Below are 17,543 nucleotides of genomic sequence, written 5' to 3' on the forward strand. Positions count from 1 at the left end.
GCCAGCGGCCGGCACTACCGCTCTTCAACGATGGCGTTTTTCCAGTACCGCCCGCGCATCATCCAGCGACAGCCCGCGCGCGCGCAGCAGCACCAGCAGGTGGTACAGCAGGTCCGAAGCCTCGCCGAGCAGCGCCTCATCATCCTGCGCCACGGCGGCCAATGCGGTCTCCACGCCCTCCTCGCCCACCTTCTGCGCGATGCGGCGGATGCCGCCCTCGAACAGGCTGGTGGTGTAGCTGCCCGGCGGGCGCTGCGCCTCGCGCATCGCCACCAGCTGGCCCAGCCCGCCCAGGAAGTCCTTCGGTGCCTGGTCGAAACAACTCTCGGCACCGGTATGGCAGGTTGGCCCGGCCGGGCGTGCCATCACCAGCAGCGTGTCGGCATCGCAGTCGATGCTGATTGACTGCACCACCAGCACGTTGCCGGACTGCTCGCCCTTGGTCCACAACCGCTGCTTGCTGCGGCTGAAGAAGGTCATGTGGCCGATGGCCAGCGTGGCCGCCAGCGACTCGGCGCTGACATAGCCGAGCATCAGCACCTGCAGGGTATCGGCATCCTGCACCACCGCCGGCAGCAGGCCGTCGCCCTTGCCCCAGTCCAGCGCCTGCAGCGCATCCAGCGATGGCCTCACTTCAATAGACATCCCGCACCTCGATCTGCTGTCCGCGCAGGTAGCGCTTCAATTCCGGAATGGCGATGGCGCCGCTGTGGAACACGCTGGCCGCCAACGCGCCGTCGACGTCGGCCTGGTCGAAGGCTTCGGCGAAGTGCTCCATCGCACCGGCACCACCCGAGGCGATCAGCGGCACCTGGCACAGGGCCCGCGCCTGCTGCAGCTGCACGACATCGTAGCCACGGCGCACGCCATCGCTGTCCATGCAGTTCAACACGATTTCGCCAGCGCCACGCCGTTGCGCTTCGACGATCCAGTCCAGGGTCCGCAGCGGTACCGCCTGGGTCCTTTCCGGGTCGCCACTGAAACGGCGTACCCGCCACTGGCCGTCCGCTTCGCGTACCGAGTCCACACCCACCACCACGCACTGCACGCCGAACTCATCTGCCAGCTCGGTGATCAGCTCCGGGCGGCCCAGCGCAGGCGAGTTGATCGACACCTTGTCGGCACCGGCGAACAGCACGCGACGCGCGGTTTCCACGCTGTCGATGCCACCGGCCACGCAGAACGGAATGTCGATCAGGCGTGCGATGCGCTCGATCCAGGCGACGTCGACCGACCGTGCTTCGGGACTGGCGCCGATGTCATAGAACACCAGCTCGTCGGCACCCTGGTCGCGGTAGCGCTGCGCCAGCTCGGCGATGTCGCCCATGTCGACGTGATCGCGGAAGCGCACGCCCTTGACCACGCGGCCATCGCGCACGTCCAGGCACGGAATGATGCGGCGGCTCAACATGCCAGCGCCTCCGCGAGGTCCATGCGCTGCTCCAGCAGGGCCTTGCCGAGGATGGCACCGCCGCAGCCGGCAGCACGCGCCTCGGCCACATCGGCCACGTCACGGATGCCACCGGAGGCCTGCACCGCCACGCCCGGCAGCAGCGCCGACAGGTGCTGGTAGAGGCTGATGTTGGGCCCGGCCAGCATGCCATCGCGGGCGATGTCGGTGCACAGCAGGTGGCGCATGCCGGCACGCGCATAACGCAGGGCCAGGTCATCCAGGGTCACGCCGGCGTTCTCGGTCCAGCCGTGCACCGGCAACTGCCATTGGCCCTGGGCATCCTGGCGGGCATCCAGCGCGATGGTGATGCGCTCGGCGCCGAACTCCTCCAGCCAGCCGACCACTTCGTCGGGGCGGCGTACTGCCAGCGAACCCACCACCACGCGGCCGGCGCCGGCATCGAGGATGCGCGCCACGTCGTCGCGTCCGCGCACGCCACCGCCGGTCTGCACCTGCAGCGGCGTCTGCGCACGGATCGACGCCAGCAGCGGCGCAAGGGTGTAGCCACCGGCACGCGCAGCGTCCAGGTCGACCAGATGCATCCATTGCGCGCCCTGTGCGGCGCATGCCTGTGCGCGCGGCAGCGGATCATCGCCATACGAGGTTTCCTGCGCGTAGTCGCCCTGGCGCAGCCGCACCACGCGGCCGTCGCGGATATCCAGCGCGGGATAGACGATGAAACTCATGCAGCAGTGCCCTCGAGGAAGTTGCGCAGCATCAGCGAGCCGGTCTCGCCGGAGCGCTCGGGATGGAACTGTGCGCCGTAGTAGCGCCCCTGCTCCACCACCGCAGTGAACAGACCCCCGTGGTCGCAGGCAGCGACGGTGTGGGTATTGAGCGGCGCCGCATAGCTGTGCACGAAGTAGGCGCTGGCGCGCTCCGGCACACCGCGAAGCAGCAGCGATTCGCGCAGCGGGAGCAGGCGGTTCCAGCCCATGTGCGGCACGCGTATGCCGCAGGCCGGCACCAGCTTGCGCACCACGCCGGGAATCAGTCCCAGCGCTTCTACGCCGGCCTCTTCGGAGCGTTCGAACAGCAGCTGCATGCCCAGGCAGATGCCCATCAGCGGCACCTCCAGTCGCTGCAGCGGTTCCACCAGGCCCTGCGCGTGCAGGCGCTGCATGCCGGGACCGGCGGCGCCGACGCCGGGCAGGATCACCCGCTGCGCACCGACCAGACCGTCGACATCGCGCACCAGCCGCACCGTCGCGCCCAGGCGCTCCAATGCGTAGCGCACCGAGCCCAGGTTGGCACCGCCGGCATCGATCAGCGCAACGTCGCTCACAGTGCCCCCTTGGTACTCGGCAGTGCCGTGCCCTGGCGGGCCAATGCCGGGCGCAGTGCGCGCGCCAGTGCCTTGAAGCAGGCCTCGACCTTGTGGTGGTCGTTGTCGCCGCGCACCTGCAGGTTGAGGTTCAGGCCGCTGGCATCGCACAGCGAACGGAAGAAGTGCGGCACCAGCTCGGTCGGCATGTCACCCACCCGCTCGCGCTTGAACTCGCCCTCGAACACGAAATAGGGGCGGCCGCTGAAGTCCAGCGCAGCGCTGGCCAGGGTCTCGTCCATCGGCAGGGTGAAGCCGTAGCGGCCGATGCCGCGCTTGTCGCCCAGCGCCTCGCGCAGGGCCTGACCCAGCGCCAGCCCGGTGTCCTCGATGGTGTGGTGCTCGTCGATGTGCAGGTCGCCCTCAGCCTGGATGTCCAGCGCGAACCCGCCGTGCTTGCCGATCTGTTCCAGCATGTGGTCGAAGAACGGCAGTCCGGTGGCGATGCGCGCATCACCGGCACGGTCCAGATCCAGTTCAACGCGGATCTTCGTCTCCTTGGTGTTGCGTTGGACCACGGCGGTACGCGGCGCATCGGCCAGCGCATGGGCGATGCCCGGCCAGTCCCACTCGCCACCGAACTGTTCGGTGCGCAGCTGGAAGCCACGGATGTTGAGGTTGTCGGCGAACTGCAGGTCGGTGATGCGGTCACCAACCATGCCCGAGCGCGCCCAGTCGATGCTGCGGTCCTGCAGGTAGGCGGTCATCAGGCCGATGCCCGGCTTGCGGGTTGGCGCATTGTCCTGCGGCCAGCTGCAATCGATCAGCACGTCACGGAAGGTGATCCCCTGGCTCTCGAAGATCTGCAGCATCAGATCGTTGGGGCCATCGAAGCTGGCGCGCGGGTAGCGGTCGCTGCCGAGGCCATCCTGATTGGTGACGATCACGAACTGGTAGCCGGCATCCCGCAGCTTCAACAGCGCCGGGATCACCTGCGGCACGAAGCGCAGCTTCTCGTAGGCGTCAATCTGGAAATCGGACGGCTCCTCGATGAGGGTGCCGTCGCGGTCGATGAACAGGATCGGGGTCATGCTGCGGCCCTCCGCGCCGACAGGGCCGCAAGCACGCGGTCATTCTCTTCGGGGTTGCCGATGCTGATACGCAGCGCATCACCCAGCTGCGGCGCGGCGCGCTGGTCGCGCACCACCACACCGGCATCCAGCAAGGTGTCGAACGCTGCCTGCGCATCAGCGAAGCGGACCAGCAGGTAGTTGCCGGCCGAGCGGTGCACGCGACGAACGCCAGGCAGGCCCGGCAGCGCAGCGAACAGGCGTTCGCGCTCGGCGATGACCGTGGCCACGTGCTCGGCGGTACGTGCCAGTGCGGCCGGCTGCAGCGCCTGCACGGCCAGCTCGGCGCACGGGGTCGGCACCGGGTACGGCGCCTGGCAGCGGCGCAGTACGGCAATCAGTTCCGGCGCGGCGATCAGGGTGCCGATGCGCGCGGCCGCAAGTGCATGCGCCTTCGACAGCGTGCGCAGCACCGCCAGATTGGCGTGCGCGGCCAGCAACGTGGTCGCCGACGGGCGCTGCGCATACTCGACATAGGCCTCGTCCACCACCACCAGCGCCTGCCCACGCAGAGCAGTGGCGACGCGCTCGATCTCGACCAGGGCGATGTCACTGCCGGCCGGGTTGGACGGTGCGCACAGGAAGACCAGCTTGGCGTTGCGCGCCTTGGCTGTATCGATCACAGCATCCAGATCGGCACGCAAGCCGTCTTCGGCATCCACCAGCGGCACTTCAATCAGTGCGGCGCCCTGCAGGCGTGCGCAGACCGCGTACATGCCGAACACTGGCGGCGTGACCAGCACGCCATCGCGGCCCGGCACGCACAGGGCACGCACCAGCAGATCAATGGCTTCGTCGCTGCCGCGACCGATCAGCAGCTGCGGCGGCGTAACACCGTACAACGCCGCCAGGCCCTCACGCAACGCCAACGGCTGCGGTTCCGGATAGCGCCGGCTGTTGCCCGCCACATCAGCCGGATTGGCCCAGGCTGACTCGTTGGCGTTCAGCCAGACCTCGCCCTGCACCGCCGCGCTGCGCGCCGAACTGTAGCCAGCGAAGGCCTGCAGGTCCGGGCGCACCAGTGCGAGCACCTCATCGATAGCCGCGTTCATGCCGCTGCCTCCATGCGCAGGGCCACTGCACGCTCGTGCGCATCCAGGCCTTCGGCGCTGGCGATGATGCGTGCGCAGCCGCCGATTGCTGCCAGGCCGGCGGCGCTGGCGCTCTGCACGCTGATCAGGTTCTGGAAGCTGGCCACGCTGACACCGCTGTAGGCACGTGCGGCACCGGCGGTGGGCAGCACGTGGTTGGTGCCGCTGCAATAGTCACCCAGTGCCTCGGGCGTGTAGTCGCCGAGGAACACCGAGCCGGCTGCCTGCACCTCTCCCAGCCACGCGCGCGGATCGCGCAGGGCCAGGATCAGGTGCTCGGGCGCGTAGCGGTTGCTGATCGCGAACGCCTCGGCCAGCGAATCGACCTGGATCAGGCGCGACGCCGACAGCGCCTGGCGCGCGATCTGCTGGCGCGGCAGCAGGGCCACCTGGCGCTCCACCTCAGCCTCGACCGCCGCCAGCATCGCGGCATCATCGGTCAACAGCAGTACCTGCGAATCCGGACCGTGCTCGGCCTGCGACAGCAGGTCGGCGGCAACGAACGCCGGATTGGCGCCGGCATCGGCGATCACCAGTACTTCGGAGGGACCAGCCGGCATGTCGATGGCGGCGGCGCCATCCTGTGCGACCTGCTGCTTGGCTTCGGTGACGAAGCTGTTGCCGGGCCCGAACAGCTTGTCGCAGGCCGGAATGCTGATCGTGCCATAGGCCATCGCGGCGATCGCCTGGGCGCCGCCCAGCTTGAACACGCGCTGCACACCGGTCAGGCGCGCGGCCACCAGCACCGCCGGATCTGCACTGCCATCGGCGCGCGGAGGCGTGCACAGCACCACCTGCGGGCAACCGGCCAGCTGCGCCGGAACGCCCAGCATCAATGCGGTGGACGGCAGCGGCGCGCTGCCGGCCGGTACGTACAGGCCCACCCGGCCGATCGGACGCAGCATGCGTTCGCAGACCACGCCCGGCGCGGTTTCAACTGCATAGCCTTTGCCCATGCCGGCGGCGTGGAAGCGCGCGATGCGCTCGGCGGCGTCCACCATCGCCTGGCGCAGTTCGGCGGGCACGGCAGCTTCAGCAGCGGCGAATTCGACTTCGGAAACTTCAAACGAGGCCAGCTCGACACCATCGAAGCGCGCGGTGATCGCACGCAGCGCATCGTCGCCCTGTGCACGCACCTGCGCGATCAGGGCCGCCACCGCATCGCGGGTCTGCTGCGCCACGGTCTGCACCGGGCGGGTCAATGCCGCGCTGCGCGCGGCCTCATCAAGTCGGGACCAGATCAGACGGTTCATGCCAGCGACCGCTCCACGCTCAGTACCATCAGGCCCTGCGCACCCGCGCGCTCGAGTTCCTCCATGCGCTGCCAGCTCAGCGGGCCGGGGCACATGGTCTGCAGGCGCAGCGCGCCGCCATCGGCCGGCAACCGCACCAGCGGCTCGGCATCGGCCAGCAGCTGCGCCAGCGCGTCGACGCGGTCCTCGCTGGCACGGAACATCAGCAGCTTGCGGTCCTGGCGCTGCACCACACCGTCGAGGCGGCGCAGCAGCATCGCGCGCAGCGATGCACGTGCATCATCCGGCACGCGCACCGCACCGGCCAGCACTGCCTCGCTGTCGAGCAGATTGTGCACCGGGGTCAGCTGATTCGCGCGCAGGGTGGCGCCGCTGGACACCAGATCGCAGATGAGGTCGGCGGTGCCCAGGCGCGGAGCGATTTCCACCGAACCGGACAGCTCGACCACCTGTGCGTCCACGCCCTGCTCGGCCAGCCACTGCTTGAGGATGGCCGGGTAACTGGTGGCGATGCGGGTGCCGGCCAGCTGCGCCGGACCCTGCCACTGCCATTCCTCGGGCACCGCCAGCATCAACCGGCACTGGCCGAAGCCCAACCCGCGCAGCGCCTGATAGGCGTCCGGCAGGCCGATCTGACGGCGTGCCGCGGCCTGTTCGTCCAGCTCGTTGCGGCCGACGATGCCGAGGTCGCAGACGCCGTCGGCGATCAGGCCGGGGATGTCGTCGTCGCGCACCAGCAGCAGGTCCACCGGCAGCGATTCGCCGTAGCAGAACAGCTTGTCGCGGCTCTCGCGCCAGCTCAGGCCGCAGGCGCTGAGCAGGTTGCGGGCGGGCTCGGCCAGCCGGCCACTCTTCTGGATGGCGATACGCAGCCGGTCTCGTGCCGGCGCTGCCTGGGTTGCACTCATGGGGGAGGTCTCGAAGTTCGGAACGGGGCGCGGATCAGCGCGAGGCAAGGCGGTCGATGGCGGCGGCATAGCCTCGATGGCCATGCTCAAGCGTGCGTGCCACCCGTCCGGTGGTGGTCACGCTGACGCCGGTGCGCTCGTGGATCTCGCGGTACGGCACGCCCTGCTGCAGCAGCGGCACCACTTTCCAGCGGTCGGCCATGGCTTCCAGCTCGGCCGGGGTGCACAGGTCACGCAGGAAGGCCTCGACCTGTTCCGGCTCGCGCAGGGCGGCAAAGGCTTGGGCCAGGGCTTCCAGGTCGGCCTTCGGGTCTTTGGCGGCAATCTCGGGGCGGGCTTTCACGGGGTGGTTTCCATGCATCAATGTAATAGCGCGTTAGTACATTAGCGCATTCTTGCGCAGTGCGTCAAATCGAGGATTGAGGGGACGGCAGGGCTGCTGCCCTGCACCCGCCAAGAGCCAGAGCAAAAGCAAATGCTGATTTCCTGAGCGTTGGCGGGGAGGGTCCGGTGGCAGGGGACGCCGTAAACCCATCCGTGGGGGCTTGGTCGCGGCATCCATGCCGCTCACACCCCTGCCACCGAACCCTCCCCGCCTTCGACAGTTGGCCGCGATCTGCTGGATCTCGCTGGGAAAGTGATCGAGAACGGCTTTTGTAGAGTCGAGCCATGCTCGACTGCGCTTCGTTCAGAAACGCAGAACGCCCACCAAAGGGTGGGCGTTCTGCTTTCAAATCAACAACCTGGCCCGACTCAGGGCAGACAGTGCACCTCGGCCTGCAGCGCCCCGCGCCGCAGGCATTCACCGAACAGGCTGCCCTGCCGGCTCGGCAGGGACTGGATGTTCTGCAACGCCCCCGCTCCCGCCCGGCACGTCCGCGAGGCCAGGGCCTGCAGATCGTCCTCCAGCTGTGCGCGGTCGATCGCATGGCAGCGATCAACCGCCAGCCGGTACTGCGCCGGCCCGATCCGCGTGCTGTGCAGCGACGGATCGCTCTGGCAGCCCGCCAGCAGGAGCACGCTCAGCACTCCTGCGGCGGCAGGCTTCACACCATCGCCTTCGACTGCTCCAGCTCCACCAGCAGGGTGCTGGCCAGTTCGTCGCGCGACACTTCGAACTGCTGTTCGCGCAGCAGGTCCTTCACTGCCACCACGCCGCGCGCCAGTTCATCCTCACCCGCCAGCACCACGAAGCGGATGCCAGCCTTGGCCGCGTACTGGAATTGCTTGCCGATCTTCTTCGGCTCCATCTGCACTTCGGTGTTGATGCCACCGGCACGCAGGCGGCGGGCAATGTCCAGCGACTGCGGCATGCCCTGCTCGTCCATCAGCGCCACCAGCGCCTGCACGCTGCTGGCTTCGATGCCGTCGATCAGGCCGGCCTCGCGCAGCTGCCAGAACAGGCGCGACAGGCCGATGGAGATACCCACACCCGGCAGCTTCGACTTGCTGTAGTGGCTGGCCAGGTCTTCGTAACGGCCGCCCGAGCAGATCGAGCCGATCTGCGGGTGGTCGGTCAGCGTGGTCTCGTAGACGGTGCCGGTGTAGTAGTCCAGGCCGCGCGCGATGGAGAAGTTCAGGCAATACGCGGTTTCCGGCACGCCCAGCGCCTGCACCAGCTGCAGCACTTCGCGCAGTTCGGCGACACCTTGGGCCAAAGTGGAGACTCCACCCTCTCCGACCAATGAGCTGTTCAGTGCAAGCTTTTCAAGTTGGGCCAGCTGCATGAGCGCGTCGTCGTGGCCCTGCGAACGCACGGCCACGAACGCCAGGATCTTCTCGACCTGTTCTGCCGGGATGTTGAAGCCCTCGCCCACCAGCGTCTCGCGCACGTAATCGGCGCCGCGCTTGTCCAGCTTGTCCACTTCGCGCAGTACGGCCAGCTGACGCTCGCCCTCGGCCACGCCCAGGCTCTCGAAGAAGCCGCGCATCAGCTTGCGGTTGTTCAGCTGGATGCTGAAGTCACCGATGCGCAGTTCCGAGAACACCGCATGGATGACCGCCAGCACTTCGGCGTCGTAACGCACGCTCAGGCTGTCCTTGCCGATCACATCGATGTCGCACTGGTAGAACTCGCGGAAACGTCCGCGCTGGGCGCGCTCGCCGCGGTAGACGCGCTGCATCTGGTAGCGGCGGAACGGGAAGGTCAGTTCGTGTTCGTGCTCGGCCACATAGCGTGCCAGCGGCACGGTCAGGTCGAAGCGCAGCGCCATTTCCGGCAGCGAACGGTCGCCCGATTCGGCGGCGTTGGCCAGCGCACCGGTGGACTGCACGAAGTACACCTGGCGCTCGGTCTCGCCACCGGACTTGGTCAGCAGCACGTCGGACAGCTCGAACACCGGCGTCTCCACCGGCAGGAACCCGAAGCGCTCGTAGTTGCGGCGGATGACGTCCAGCATGCGCTGGAACGCAATCTGCTCGCGCGGCAGCAGTTCAAGGGTGCCGGGCGGGGTACGGGGCTTGATCACGGGGCGGAACTCCTGCTGGAACGGGACGTGGGAGGGGGCGACATTCTAGCGCCCCCGCCGCGGGCAGGGTCGAACGGCCGCTTGAAGTATCATAAGGCCCTCCCCGCCCGCGATACGCCCCCCGCAACATGTCACGGCCTTCCGGCGCTCCGCCCGCCACCAACGATCCCGCCTCGCCGTCCTGCACCACGCTGGACTGCCTGCACTGCTCGGTTCGCCACCTTGCGGTGTGCTCGGCGCTGTCGCCCGATGAAGTGCAGGCGCTGGAGCAGGTCACCGTCTCGCAGCAGGTCAGCATGGGCAGCACGCTGGCCCGCACCGGTGAAGAGCGCGACCATGTCTATACATTGACCGGCGGCGCACTGCGCCTGGTGCGCACCCTGGCCGACGGCCGCCGCCAGATCAACGGCTTCGTGCTGCCCGGCGACTACCTGGGCCTGAGCGGCAGCGACCACCATCGCTACGACATCGAGGCCATCGCCGACAGCCGCGTCTGCCGCGTCGCGCTGCCACAGATGAAGGCCCTGCGCAGCCGTTTCCCGCACCTGGAGCGCAAGCTGCTGCAACGTGCCTGCCAGGAGCTGGATGCCGCACAGGATGCCGCGCTGGCACTGGCGCGCCTGCAGCCGGCCGAGAAGCTGGCCGATTTCCTGCTGCGCCTGGCCGCGCGCGAGGCCAAGCTGGGTGGCGACGGCCTGCGCGTATCGCTGCCGATGGGCCGCGGCGATATCGCCGACCATCTGGGCCTGACCATGGAAACGGTCAGCCGCACCTTCACCAAGCTGCGCCAGCAGGGGCTGATCGCCCTGCCCCACCTGAATGTGGTGGAGATCCTCGACGAGGACGGGCTGCGCACGTTGGCCGGTGAAGGATTGATCTGACCGCATCGCGGTCCGTGGGGTTGCCGGCCAGCGGCCGGCACTACCCGAATGCAATTCCCTGGTAGTGCCGGCCGCTGGCCGGCAACCGCGCCCCTCTCCGATCAGCGCAGCAGCACGTCGCGCAGCGCGGCATAGTCAGCCGCGAGCGGTTCGGCGTGCGCCGGTCGCTGCAGCAACGCATCCAGCGCAGGCGGCACCGCCACCGTTTCGCCGATCAGCGGCTCGACCACGGCCTCGAACTTGGCCGGATGCGCCGTGGCCACCACCGCCCAGTCGCCCTTGGCACCGCGCGCACGCAGGTCCTGCAGCACCTTCACCGCCGTCGCCGTGTGCGGGCAGAACAGCTCGCCGCGGCTGGCATGCGCTGCCGCAATCGTCGCGCGGATGGTCACGTCATCCACCGCGAACGCACGGAACGCAGCACGCAGTTCCGCGTCGTCGCCGTGGTAGAGCCAGCGCAGTCGCTCGAAGTTGCTCGGCGCACCCACGTCCATTGCATTGGCCACCGTCGCCACACTGGCCTGCGGCTGGTAGTCGCCACCATTGAAGTACGCCGGCAACACGGCATTGGCATTGGTGGCCAGCACGATCTGACCGATCGGCACGCCCAGCGCGCGCGCCAGCACCGCCGCCATCGCATTGCCCAGGTTGCCGGTCGGCACCACCAGATTGAGCCGGCGACGATGCGCGGCGTAGTGGGTCAACGCTGCATGCGCGTAGTAGCTCATCTGCGGCAGCAGCCGGCCCAGGCTGATGCTGTTGGCCGAGCTCAACGGCACCTGCGCCTGCAGTTCGCGGTCAGCCAGCGCCTGCTTGACCATCGCCTGGCAATCGTCGAATGCGCCCGCCACACGCAGCGCCTGGATGTTGTCGCCGAAACAACCGAGCTGGTGCGCCTGGCGCGGAGATACGCGGCCATCCGGATACAGCACCACCACGCGAACGCCCGGCTGGCGATGGAAGGCCGCCGCAACGGCGGCACCGGTATCGCCGGACGTGGCGACCACGATCGTCAGATCACGGCCCTTGCCGGCCTGCAGCCGCGAAAGCGTACCGGCCAGGAAGCGCGCGCCGATGTCCTTGAACGCCGCCGTCGGCCCATGGAACAGCTCCAGCACGTGGTCGCCATCGCCGAGCGCACGCAGCGGCACCGGGAAGTCGAACGCTTCGCGGCAGATCGCCGGAAGCGCGGTCTCAAGTGCGTCGCCAGCAAAGAACGGTGCCAGCAGATCGGCGGCGGTATCGGCCAGGGTCGGCCCGGCCTGCAGTTCGCGGACGGCCGGCAGAAGCACGGGGACATACAGCCCGCCATCGGGCGCCAATCCGGCGGCGATCGCCGCGCTGAGGCCAACGGCCGGAGACTGGCCGCGGGTCGAAACAAATTGCATGGGTTGGGTATCCAGTAAAGGGGAAGGATTCAGCACAAGCGGGCTCCCGGTGCATCCAGCGGTGACACCCAGGCATCGCTGTCGAAACCTGCGGCTGCAAATGCGGCCTGCACCGATGTGGCGGCGGCAAGTGCCTGGTCGGCATCCTCGAACCAGGCAAACACGCTGGGTCCGGCACCGGAGATGCCTGCGCCCATTGCATGGGCCGACAGCGCCGCATCACGGGCAGCTTCGAAGCCGGCAATCAATCCGGCCCGGCGCGGCTCCACCAGCACGTCGCGCAATCCCGCGCGCACCAGTGCGGCATCGCTGCGATGGCAACCACTGAGCACCAGTGCGAGGTTCGCGCTCTGTGCCACGAACTCGCCCAGCACATAGCTGCCCTGCAGGGCCTGGCGGGCACGGCGCGTTTCCAGCACCGCGTGCGGATGCACCAGCAGGCTGTGCCAGCTGGCCGGCACCGGGATCGGCAACAGGCGATCAGCCGTACACAACGCCAGGCCACCCAGCAGCAGCGGGCCGACGTTGTCACCGTGACGGCCACCACTGGCCACTGCCTCGCCATCCAGCGCAAACGGGTACAGCGCCTCACGCGGCAGCGGCACATCCAGCAGCGCGTTGGCGGCAACCAACGCAGCAACGCATGACGCTGCCGAACCGCCCATGCCGGAACCGAACGGAATGCCCTTGTCGATTTCCACCGCGAAACCGAAGTCCAGGCCCAGCCCTGCGCGCAGCGACATCAAGGCTGCACCTGCGGTGTTCCCGGCCGCATCCAGTGGCAACTCAATGGCACTGCCACGGATCGCCTCGATGCGCACCAGCGGCTCATCGATGCGGCGCACGCTCACGGTATCGCCAACACCGGCAATGGCATGGCCGAGAATATCGAAGCCCACCGCCACGTTGGCCACCGAGGCAGGCGCGAACGCACGTGCGATCACAGGCGCGCCCCTTCACCGGCCGCGACCCGCAGCAGGTCGGCGAACACACCGGCCGCGGTGACTTCCGGGCCGGCGCCCGGACCCTGCACCACCAACGGGTTGTCGCAGTAGCGACGGGTGCGGAACTGCACCACGTTGTCGGTCAGCCGCAGGTTGGCGAAGGCGTGATCGGCCGGCAGCTCCTGCAGACCGACCGAGGCGCCATCGGCACCCAGCTGTGCCACATAGCGCAGCACCGCCCCCCGCGCCCGCGCGTCCTGCAGGCGCTGCAGCAGGCTGGCATCAGACTCACCCAGCCGCGCCATGAACTCATCCACGCTGCCGTCGCGCAGCAGCGCCGGCACAAGGCTTTCCACTTCAACCTGCTCAAGGCTGAGCGCGTGGCCGGCTTCGCGGGCGAGGATCACCAGCTTGCGCGCCACATCCACACCCGAAAGATCATCGCGCGGGTCCGGCTCGGTGTAGCCCATCGACCGCGCCTGCGCGACCAGCTGCGAGAACGGCTGGCTGCCATCGAAGCGGTTGAACAGCCAGGCCAGCGTGCCGGAGAAGATGCCTTCAATCGCCAGCACCTCGTCACCGGTATCGACCAGATCACGCAGCGTGGTGATCACCGGCAGGCCCGCGCCGACCGTGGCCTCGTAGCGGAAGCGTGCACCACTGGCCGCCGCCGCGGCGCGGATGCGCTGGTAGCGCGGCAGCGGCCCGGCGCCGGCCTGCTTGTTGGGGGTGACCACGTGGATGCCGGCCGCCAGCCAGCCCTCATAGCGCTCGGCCACCTCGGCACTGCCACTGCAATCGATCACCACCGCATGCGGCAGGTGGGCGGCCAGCAGGTGTTCGGTGAAACGATCCAGATCGCTGGACTCGCCCGCTTCCTGCAAGGCCTCCCGCCAGTCGGCGTGCAGGCCATCCACTTCCAGGCGCATGCGCGAACGCGAGGCCAGCGCGCGCAGGCGCAGATCCACATTGGCCTTGGCCAGCAGCTGCGGGCGTGCGGCCAGCAGCTGGTCCAGCAGTGCGGCACCAACATTACCCGGCCCGATCACACCCACCGCGAAGGTCTGCGGCGACAGCCAGAAGCCGGCATGCGCGGCGCGCAAGGCGCGGGTGGCATCGGCACTGTCCACCGCCACTGAAATGTTGCGCTCGGACGAGCCCTGCGCGATCGCCAGGATGTTCACCTGCGCATGGCCCAGCGCCTCGAACAGGCGCGCCGCCACGCCGGGTTGGCCGGCCATGCCGTCACCGACCGCGGCCAGCACACTGACCCCTTCGCTGACCTGCACGCGCTGCACCTGGCCCACCGACAGCTCATGCGCGAACGCATGCAGCAGCGCCTCGCGGCCACGCGCGGCTTCGGCGGCACGCACCACGCAGCAGATCGAATGTTCCGACGACCCCTGCGAGATCATCACCACCGACACCTGCGCCTGGCGCAGGGCGGCAAACACGCGCTCTGCGGTACCCGGCACGCCGATCAGACCAGTGCCTTCCAGGTTCAACAGGGCCAAGCCGGGGCTCAGGGTCAGGCCCTTCACCGGCCCGCGCGGCGAGCGCTCGGCGCTGATGCGCGTCCCCGGATGCGCCGGCTGGAAGGTATTGCGGATGAAGATCGGCAGGCCGAGGCGGATCGCCGGCGACATCGTCTGCGGGTGCACCACCTTGGCGCCGAAATAAGCCAGCTCGCAGGCCTCGTCGTAGCTCAGAGACTCCAGCTGCACCGCCTCGGGCACCAGCCGCGGGTCGGCCGACAGCACGCCGTCGACATCGGTCCAGATGTGCAGTTCATCGGCGTTGAACAGCGCGGCGAAGATCGCGCCGGAGTAATCGCTGCCGTTGCGGCCGAGCGTGGTGATGCGGTCATGACGGTCACGGGCGACGAAGCCGGTGGCGACCAGGCGTGGCTGCGGATGCTGCAGGCGCCACTTGGCGAGGCGGTCGGCGCTGGCTTCCCAGTCGACATCGACACCCAGTTCGCCATGCCCCACCACCAGCACGTCGCGCGCATCGAGCACTGCACAGTCTGCGCCCAGCGCCTGCAGGTGCGTGCCGAGCAGCTGCGCGGAGAACACTTCGCCCAGGCCCTGCACGCGGTCGAGTACTTCGCGCGGCAGCTCGCCGATCACCGCCAGCGCCGCCAGCACTTCGGCCAGTTGATCGAAGCGGGCGTCGATCCATTCGACGGTCTCGCCCACCTGCTCGCCCAGCAGGGCCACGGCGGCGCCACGATGGCGCGCGCGCAGCGCATGCCAGGCCTCGCGCCAGCCTTCGTCACCCTTGGCTGCCAGCTGGGCCAGATCGATCAGTGCGTCGGTGACGCCCTTCATCGCCGAGACGACAGTGACCTGCAGCGATTCGGGACGGGCCAGCAGCAGGCCGGCGACATGGCGGTAGCGTTCGGCATCGGCCACCGAGGTGCCGCCGAACTTGTGCACGACGATGGACGGTGCAGCCAGATCGGCCGGGGCAACGGGATGAGCGGGGGCGTGGGAAGACATGCAGACCTCGGTAGGAGGCCCCGTCGCATGCAGGTGTCGAGTTTCCCCGCCACCTGTATGGTGCGGGGCCGTGGTTTTCGGGAGTTACACGAAGACGACGGGCCGCACCAGGGCAGTGGTGACGGTGGTGGTGGTAATGGTGGTGGTGGCGACCGGCGCAGTCGAACGGCCCGCAGTGGCGGGGGCGATCAGGCTGGCGTGGGCGGCATCAAGAACCATGACGCACAGAAAACACCGTGCGCCGGGCCGCTGTCAAGTGCTGCGATGCAAAAAATCGTTGCCGCGATCATCGGCCAACGTGCCGGCATTTGGTTGCATCTGAGACCAAGCGGCCATCAGCATGCTTGACGGCCGCATTCAGCCGGCATGTTCGGCGATCGCACGGGGCGTGCGATGCGCATGCGCGCACAGCATCACGCCGGCCACCAGGAACACGATCGCCAGCGCTTCCAGCAGCGAGGGCCAGCGCTGCTGCCAGGCGAATGCGTAGAGCAACGCGAACAGGGTCTCGAATACGATCATCTGCCCGGTCAGGGTCAACGGCAGCAGGCGGCTGGCACGGTTCCAGAACGCATTGCCAAGGATCGAGGCGACCACCGCTACACCCGCACTGATCGCCCAGAAACCACTCCACTGCGTCGCCGTGTGCCCGCCGGCGTGGCCGATGAAGGCCATCGGCACCAACAGCAGAGCCAGGCCGCCGGTGGTGACGCCAGTCAGCAGCGACCAGTCGTGGCTGGACAGGTCCGGTCGGCGCGCCAGCCAGCGGCTGTTGCCGATCGAGTACAACGCCCACGAGAACAGCGCGCCGAATGCGCACAGCAGGCCGATCAGGCGCTGCCGCCACGGGGTTGCCAGATGCTCGGACATCAGTGCTTCCCAGCCAACCAGTGCCACGCCCAGCACGCACAGCCCCAGTGCCGGCAGCAGCTGCTTCAGCGGTACAGCGCCCTGCTCGCGCACACCGACCAGGGTCACCACCACCGGAATCAGGCCGACGATCAAGGACGCCGCCGCACCGCCGGCCCACTGCACCGCCGTCGCCAGCAGCAGGAAATACACCAGGTTCCCGGCCAGGCTCAGCCACAGCAGGCCGATCCACTCGGCGCGGCCGAGCCGTGGCGCCAACCGCTTCCAGCGTGGCAGCAGCAGGGCTACGGCGATCAGGCCGTAGACCAGATAGCGACCGGCGGACAGTTGCAGGGCATTGAACGACTGCAGTACGGCGGGCGCGAGGAAAACCACGCCCCACAGTGCGCCAGCGGCAACGCCATTGGCGATGCCCAGGGCCATCGGGTTGTTGCGCATTCGGGTTCTTCGGGGGAGAGAACAGGCCGCGCAGTGTAAGCGCTGGCCGCTGGGCGCTCTTGACCGAGGCTACTGCCCTGGCCGGCCGCGCGTATGGGAAGCCGAGCATGGGCTCGGCTCTACAGGACACCGGCGCTTGTAGCGTCGAGCCATGCTCGACTGATTTTGCACCGACCATCCCGCGAACGGCAGTCGAGCGTGGCTCGACGCTACAGTCCGGCGCCCCTGCGCCACGCGGCCGGGGTCTGCCCGCACTCACGACGCAGCGCGCGGGTCAGTGCACTCTGCTCGGAATAGCCTGCGGCCAGCGCGATATCACTGATCGGCGCCGTGCTGGAGCGCAGCTGGTGCTTGGCCCAACGCAACCGGCTTGCACTGAGCCACGCCTGCGGGCTGAGCCCGAACTCACGCTGGAACAGCGCGTGCAACCGGCTCTCGCTGACCCCGACGGACGCGGCCATGCGCGCCACCGGCCACGTCTGGCCCGGATCGGCCTGCACCGCTGCACACAGTCCCTGCATGCGCGCGCCACTGCCGGCCGGTGCAAATACCTGCAGCAGCTGCGGCAGCAGGGCCGGCATCGACTGCCCTGCCTGCACCTCGGCCAGGCCGCGGCGCAGCGCCAGCGGCAGGTGCAGCCAGCGCTGCCGGCACAGATGCTCCTGCGTGCCGTCATCAAGCACGCCCGGAGGACAATCAACGATCACGAAACCGTTCGGGCCATCGGCCATCTGGTCATGCGCTTCGCCGGCCGCGACGAAAACCCCCTGCAGCAGGTCGAGGCGACCACCGCGGCCTTCCATCTCGAAGTGCAGTTCGCCCTGCAGCGGCAGCACCCACTGCGCGTAGTCATGGCGGTCCAGGCCGGTGGCCTGGCCGTAGTGCCGCAGATGGAAGATGGCGCCCATCCGCGCAGTGTGCGCGTGTAGCAACGGCCGTGCAAACCGCTGCTAT

At 68.6% G+C, this 17,543-nt stretch carries 18 protein-coding genes; 2 read left to right on the plus strand and 16 right to left on the minus strand.

Annotation, left to right across the window (positions count from 1 at the left end; translation table 11 throughout):
- Positions 1–24: 24 nt before the first annotated feature.
- The 11 genes from hisIE to hisS form a co-directional block, all read right to left on the minus strand.
- On the minus strand, positions 25–645 hold the full coding sequence (gene hisIE, locus VPH47_RS11530) for a bifunctional phosphoribosyl-AMP cyclohydrolase/phosphoribosyl-ATP diphosphatase HisIE (protein ID WP_110712132.1): 621 nt from the start codon (positions 643–645) through the stop codon (positions 25–27).
- On the minus strand, positions 635–1,411 hold the full coding sequence (gene hisF, locus VPH47_RS11535) for an imidazole glycerol phosphate synthase subunit HisF (RefSeq protein WP_180847200.1): 777 nt from the start codon (positions 1,409–1,411) through the stop codon (positions 635–637). Before hisF ends, hisIE begins: the two co-directional genes overlap by 11 nt.
- The gene (gene hisA / locus VPH47_RS11540; RefSeq protein WP_368850837.1) at positions 1,405–2,139 is read right to left on the minus strand and encodes a 1-(5-phosphoribosyl)-5-[(5-phosphoribosylamino)methylideneamino]imidazole-4-carboxamide isomerase; all 735 of its coding nucleotides are present in this window, start codon (positions 2,137–2,139) and stop codon (positions 1,405–1,407) included. The genes hisF and hisA overlap by 7 nt, the downstream gene beginning before the upstream one ends.
- On the minus strand, positions 2,136–2,738 hold the full coding sequence (gene hisH, locus VPH47_RS11545) for an imidazole glycerol phosphate synthase subunit HisH (protein ID WP_368850838.1): 603 nt from the start codon (positions 2,736–2,738) through the stop codon (positions 2,136–2,138). Before hisH ends, hisA begins: the two co-directional genes overlap by 4 nt.
- Positions 2,735–3,808, minus strand: a complete 1,074-nt coding sequence (gene hisB / locus VPH47_RS11550) for a bifunctional histidinol-phosphatase/imidazoleglycerol-phosphate dehydratase HisB (protein WP_119006173.1) — start codon at positions 3,806–3,808, stop codon at positions 2,735–2,737. Before hisB ends, hisH begins: the two co-directional genes overlap by 4 nt.
- Entirely contained in the window at positions 3,805–4,899 is a 1,095-nt protein-coding gene (hisC, locus tag VPH47_RS11555; RefSeq protein ID WP_368850840.1) for a histidinol-phosphate transaminase, read from the minus strand. The genes hisB and hisC overlap by 4 nt, the downstream gene beginning before the upstream one ends.
- Positions 4,896–6,191 (minus strand): histidinol dehydrogenase, encoded by a 1,296-nt coding sequence (gene hisD, locus VPH47_RS11560; RefSeq protein WP_368850841.1) that lies wholly within the window; start codon positions 6,189–6,191, stop codon positions 4,896–4,898. Before hisD ends, hisC begins: the two co-directional genes overlap by 4 nt.
- Positions 6,188–7,099 carry an ATP phosphoribosyltransferase gene (hisG, locus tag VPH47_RS11565; protein WP_010482592.1) on the minus strand — a complete coding sequence of 304 codons (912 nt, stop codon included), beginning with the start codon at positions 7,097–7,099 and terminating at the stop codon, positions 6,188–6,190. Before hisG ends, hisD begins: the two co-directional genes overlap by 4 nt.
- Before the next feature lie 34 nt (positions 7,100–7,133).
- On the minus strand, positions 7,134–7,442 hold the full coding sequence (locus VPH47_RS11570; RefSeq protein ID WP_088025802.1) for a YerC/YecD family TrpR-related protein: 309 nt from the start codon (positions 7,440–7,442) through the stop codon (positions 7,134–7,136).
- Between the two features lie 410 nt (positions 7,443–7,852).
- Positions 7,853–8,119: a hypothetical protein gene (locus VPH47_RS11575; protein WP_239496558.1), complete on the minus strand. Its 267-nt coding sequence runs from the start codon at positions 8,117–8,119 to the stop codon at positions 7,853–7,855.
- A 26-nt stretch (positions 8,120–8,145) separates the two neighbouring features.
- Entirely contained in the window at positions 8,146–9,567 is a 1,422-nt protein-coding gene (gene hisS, locus VPH47_RS11580) for a histidine--tRNA ligase (protein ID WP_368850842.1), read from the minus strand.
- 128 nt (positions 9,568–9,695) lie between these two features.
- On the opposite strand from hisS, the gene VPH47_RS11585 reads away from it, so the two are divergent.
- Positions 9,696–10,448, plus strand: coding sequence for a Crp/Fnr family transcriptional regulator (locus VPH47_RS11585; RefSeq protein ID WP_032127414.1), 753 nt, complete (start codon positions 9,696–9,698; stop codon positions 10,446–10,448).
- A gap of 101 nt (positions 10,449–10,549) precedes the next feature.
- Here the strand turns inward: VPH47_RS11585 and thrC are convergent, their stop codons facing one another.
- The 3 genes from thrC to thrA are packed head-to-tail and all read right to left on the minus strand — an operon-like array spanning position 10,550 to position 15,281.
- The gene (thrC, locus tag VPH47_RS11590) at positions 10,550–11,836 is read right to left on the minus strand and encodes a threonine synthase (RefSeq protein WP_368850843.1); all 1,287 of its coding nucleotides are present in this window, start codon (positions 11,834–11,836) and stop codon (positions 10,550–10,552) included.
- A 29-nt stretch (positions 11,837–11,865) separates the two neighbouring features.
- Complete coding sequence (locus VPH47_RS11595; RefSeq protein ID WP_110712121.1) at positions 11,866–12,780, minus strand: homoserine kinase; 915 nt, start codon at positions 12,778–12,780, stop codon at positions 11,866–11,868.
- Positions 12,777–15,281, minus strand: coding sequence for a bifunctional aspartate kinase/homoserine dehydrogenase I (thrA, locus tag VPH47_RS11600; RefSeq protein WP_368850844.1), 2,505 nt, complete (start codon positions 15,279–15,281; stop codon positions 12,777–12,779). Before thrA ends, VPH47_RS11595 begins: the two co-directional genes overlap by 4 nt.
- A gap of 27 nt (positions 15,282–15,308) precedes the next feature.
- Between thrA and VPH47_RS11605 the strand changes: the two genes are divergently transcribed.
- Entirely contained in the window at positions 15,309–15,629 is a 321-nt protein-coding gene (locus tag VPH47_RS11605; protein ID WP_368850845.1) for a hypothetical protein, read from the plus strand.
- 9 nt (positions 15,630–15,638) lie between these two features.
- Here VPH47_RS11605 and VPH47_RS11610 read toward each other — a convergent pair whose 3' ends face one another.
- Both VPH47_RS11610 and VPH47_RS11615 read right to left on the minus strand, forming a co-directional pair.
- Positions 15,639–16,589: a DMT family transporter gene (locus VPH47_RS11610; RefSeq protein WP_153854930.1), complete on the minus strand. Its 951-nt coding sequence runs from the start codon at positions 16,587–16,589 to the stop codon at positions 15,639–15,641.
- Positions 16,590–16,798: 209 nt separating this feature from the next.
- The gene (locus VPH47_RS11615; protein ID WP_368850846.1) at positions 16,799–17,497 is read right to left on the minus strand and encodes a helix-turn-helix domain-containing protein; all 699 of its coding nucleotides are present in this window, start codon (positions 17,495–17,497) and stop codon (positions 16,799–16,801) included.
- Positions 17,498–17,543 lie beyond the last annotated feature (46 nt).

This window comes from Stenotrophomonas sp. WED208 (assembly GCF_040984485.1).
Classification (GTDB): domain Bacteria; phylum Pseudomonadota; class Gammaproteobacteria; order Xanthomonadales; family Xanthomonadaceae; genus Stenotrophomonas; species Stenotrophomonas riyadhensis.

Coding starts and splice junctions, on each gene's coding strand:
- hisC (WP_368850840.1), bottom strand. CDS start 4,899: ATGAACGCGGCTATCGATGAGGTGCTCGCACTGGTGCGCCCGGACCTG.
- hisD (WP_368850841.1), bottom strand. CDS start 6,191: ATGAACCGTCTGATCTGGTCCCGACTTGATGAGGCCGCGCGCAGCGCG.
- hisB (WP_119006173.1), bottom strand. CDS start 3,808: ATGACCCCGATCCTGTTCATCGACCGCGACGGCACCCTCATCGAGGAG.
- hisG (WP_010482592.1), bottom strand. CDS start 7,099: ATGAGTGCAACCCAGGCAGCGCCGGCACGAGACCGGCTGCGTATCGCC.
- hisF (WP_180847200.1), bottom strand. CDS start 1,411: ATGTTGAGCCGCCGCATCATTCCGTGCCTGGACGTGCGCGATGGCCGC.
- hisA (WP_368850837.1), bottom strand. CDS start 2,139: ATGAGTTTCATCGTCTATCCCGCGCTGGATATCCGCGACGGCCGCGTG.
- thrA (WP_368850844.1), bottom strand. CDS start 15,281: ATGTCTTCCCACGCCCCCGCTCATCCCGTTGCCCCGGCCGATCTGGCT.
- VPH47_RS11605 (WP_368850845.1), top strand. CDS start 15,309: ATGCAGGTGTCGAGTTTCCCCGCCACCTGTATGGTGCGGGGCCGTGGT.
- VPH47_RS11615 (WP_368850846.1), bottom strand. CDS start 17,497: ATGGGCGCCATCTTCCATCTGCGGCACTACGGCCAGGCCACCGGCCTG.
- thrC (WP_368850843.1), bottom strand. CDS start 11,836: ATGCAATTTGTTTCGACCCGCGGCCAGTCTCCGGCCGTTGGCCTCAGC.
- VPH47_RS11610 (WP_153854930.1), bottom strand. CDS start 16,589: ATGCGCAACAACCCGATGGCCCTGGGCATCGCCAATGGCGTTGCCGCT.
- hisIE (WP_110712132.1), bottom strand. CDS start 645: ATGTCTATTGAAGTGAGGCCATCGCTGGATGCGCTGCAGGCGCTGGAC.
- VPH47_RS11585 (WP_032127414.1), top strand. CDS start 9,696: ATGTCACGGCCTTCCGGCGCTCCGCCCGCCACCAACGATCCCGCCTCG.